Source organism: uncultured Subdoligranulum sp., assembly GCF_937890665.1.
This window is the reverse complement of the sequence record NZ_CALADU010000137.1, coordinates 1-2,486: the sequence shown is the minus strand read 5'-3', so window position 1 is coordinate 2,486 and position 2,486 is coordinate 1. Positions and strand designations below refer to the sequence as shown.

The 2,486-nt window shown below is 62.7% G+C and carries 2 protein-coding genes and 1 pseudogene; all 3 read right to left on the bottom strand.

Going from position 1 to position 2,486, the window contains the following annotated elements; translation table 11 throughout:
• On the bottom strand, positions 1 to 1,213 hold a 1,213-nt coding region (locus Q0526_RS08065), incomplete at its 3' end, for an AAA family ATPase (RefSeq protein WP_298732342.1).
• 9 nt (positions 1,214 to 1,222) lie between these two features.
• Complete coding sequence (gene rnc / locus Q0526_RS08060) at positions 1,223 to 1,912, bottom strand: ribonuclease III (RefSeq protein ID WP_298732340.1); 690 nt, start codon at positions 1,910 to 1,912, stop codon at positions 1,223 to 1,225.
• A 21-nt stretch (positions 1,913 to 1,933) separates the two neighbouring features.
• A pseudogene (locus tag Q0526_RS08055) lies at positions 1,934 to 2,486 on the bottom strand (phosphate--acyl-ACP acyltransferase); the annotation flags it as partial.

The following is a 2,486-nucleotide window of genomic DNA, read 5'->3' as shown; positions in this document are numbered from 1 at the left end:
CGGCAAAGCGCACCTTCGCCGAGGTAGCGGTGTCCTGCAGCCGGGCCATGGCGGCGTCGATGACGTCCCGCCGCTGGCCGCTGGCTGCGGCCTTGGCTTCCAGTTCCTGCAAGCTGCTGCGCAAAGCGGCGATGCCCTCGTCCAGCGCGGTCAGACCGGCCTGTAATGCCTCGATGGCGGTGCGGTGTTCCTCTGCTTCCCGCTGGATGCTCTGCTGGCCCTGTCCGGCCCGTTCCAGTTCGGAGCGGGCTTCGTCGATGCGGAAGCGGTTGTGCTCGTTCTCGTTTTTGAGGACGGCCACCTGACTTTCGCTGCCGGCGTTGGCTTCGGTGATGGCGCGGATGTCGGCGTTGGCCTGTTCCACCTGCAGCATGTAGTTCTGGGCCTGTTCCCGCAGGGCATTGCTCTTGGCGTCAAACTCGTCCAACTGACGGCTCAGCCGCTCGTAGTCGGCCTGCGCGGCCTCGTACTTGCGCTGCTGGTCCCGCAGGGATTCGTTGGCGCGGCGGATGGCATCCACCCAGAGGGTGACTTCCAGACTTTTGCGGGTGGCCGACAGTTCAAGGAACTGCTGGGCCTTTTCACTGTCCCGTTTCAGGGGGCCCACCCGTTTTTCCAGTTCACCCAAGATGTCCCGCAGCCGCTCCAGATTGCCCTCGGCAGCGGCCAGACGGCGCTCGGCTTCGTTTTTGCGGTAGCGGTACTTGGCAATGCCCGACGCTTCCTCAAAAATTTCCCGCCGCTCACCGGACTTGGCGCCCACGATCTCGGCAATGCGGCCCTGCCCTACGATGGCGTAGCCGTCCCGGCCCAGACCGGTGTCCAGCAACAGTTCGTAGACATCCTTGAGGCGGACGTTCTGGCCGTTGATGGAATATTCACTTTCGCCGCTGCGGTAGTACCGGCGGCCGATGGTCACCTCGTCGGCGTCCATATCGAGGCCATGGTCGCTGTTGTCGATGGTCAGCGCCACCGACGCATAGCCCATGGCGCCCCGGGTCTGGGTGCCGCCAAAGATAACGTCCTCCATCTTGCCGGAGCCCCGAAGCTGCTTGGAGCTGGTTTCGCCCAGCACCCAGCGGATGGAGTCCGAGATATTGGACTTGCCCGAACCGTTGGGCCCCACCACGCCGGTGATGCCGTTGCCAATGGTGATCTTGGTACGGTCGGGGAAGGACTTAAAGCCCTGAATTTCCAGTTCTTTCAGACGCATAGGGTCTCCTTAGCGGTTGGCTTGCAGACGGTCCAGCGCCTGCTTGGCGGCATGCTGTTCCGCCGCCTTCTTGCTGCGGCCCACGCCCTGCGCCAGCCGCTTGCCGTCACAGTACACCCCTACGGTGAACTGTTTGGCATGGTCGGGGCCGGTCTCGCCCTCCACCTCATAGCGCAGTTGGGCGTTGGGGTTCTGCTGTACCACCTCTTGCAGGCGGGTCTTGTAGTCTTCCTCGGCGGTTTTACCCTCGCTGAGGAACGGCAGGATAAAGCTGCGGGCCACTTCCAGCCCGCCGTCCAGATAGAGGGCAGCGATGACCGCCTCGAAGGCGTCGGACACTACGCTGGGCCGGTTCCGTCCGCCGCCCAGATCCTCGCCGTGGCCCAGCCGCAGATAGTCCCCCAGATGGATCTCACTGGCAAACTGGAAGAGGGCATCCTCGCTGACAAGGCTGGCCCGCATCCGGGTCAGCTCGCCTTCGGGCCGGTCGGACTGGTGGAACAGATAATCCGCCGCCACTACCGACAGCACACTGTCCCCCAAAAATTCCAGCCGCTCGTTGTGGGTGGTGGGGACTTTGCTCTCGTTGGCATAGCTGGTATGGGTCAGCGCAATGCGCAGCAGGGCGGGATTTTTGAACTGATAGTGGAGAACCTGCTGCAGTTCTTCGGGTTTATGGGTAGGCACAGTTGGGTCCATCCTTTCTTGGTTGGGGCAAAGTTAGGCTTGGGGTTTGGTTTCCAGCGCGTTCAGGGCGGTCTGCATGGTGCCGCACAGGTCGTTGGCCACACAGATCTTGGCCTGCCGGATGGCATTCTTGATGCCCTTGGCCTTGCTGGAACCGTGGGCCTTGATGACCGGCTTGGCAGCGCCCAGCAGCGGCGCGCCGCCCACTTCTTCGGAGTCCATCATCCGCTTGATCTCGGACAGGCCCCCCTTGATGCCCAGATAGCTGAGCTTGGTGATGAGATTCTTCAAAAAGACCTGCTTGAGCATGCCCAGCAGGGTCTTGGCCACGCCCTCGGTGAGTTTGAGGACCACGTTGCCCACAAATCCGTCGCAGACCACCACGTCCACATCACCGTCCATGATGTAACGGGGCTCGATGTTGCCCGCAAAGTGGATGCAGGGGTTGGCTTTGAGGAGCTGGTGGGCTTCCCGATAGGTGGGGGTACCCTTGGTGTCCTCGGCGCCGTTGTTCACCAACGCCACCTTGGGGTCCTTGCGGCCCATGACCTTCTCGGCATAGACGCTGCCCATCGTGCCGAAGGCG

What these genes read in the sequence shown, in the direction of transcription:
- rnc (WP_298732340.1), bottom strand. Translation starts at nt 1,912, where the DNA reads ATGGACCCAACTGTGCCTACCCATAAACCCGAAGAACTGCAGCAGGTT.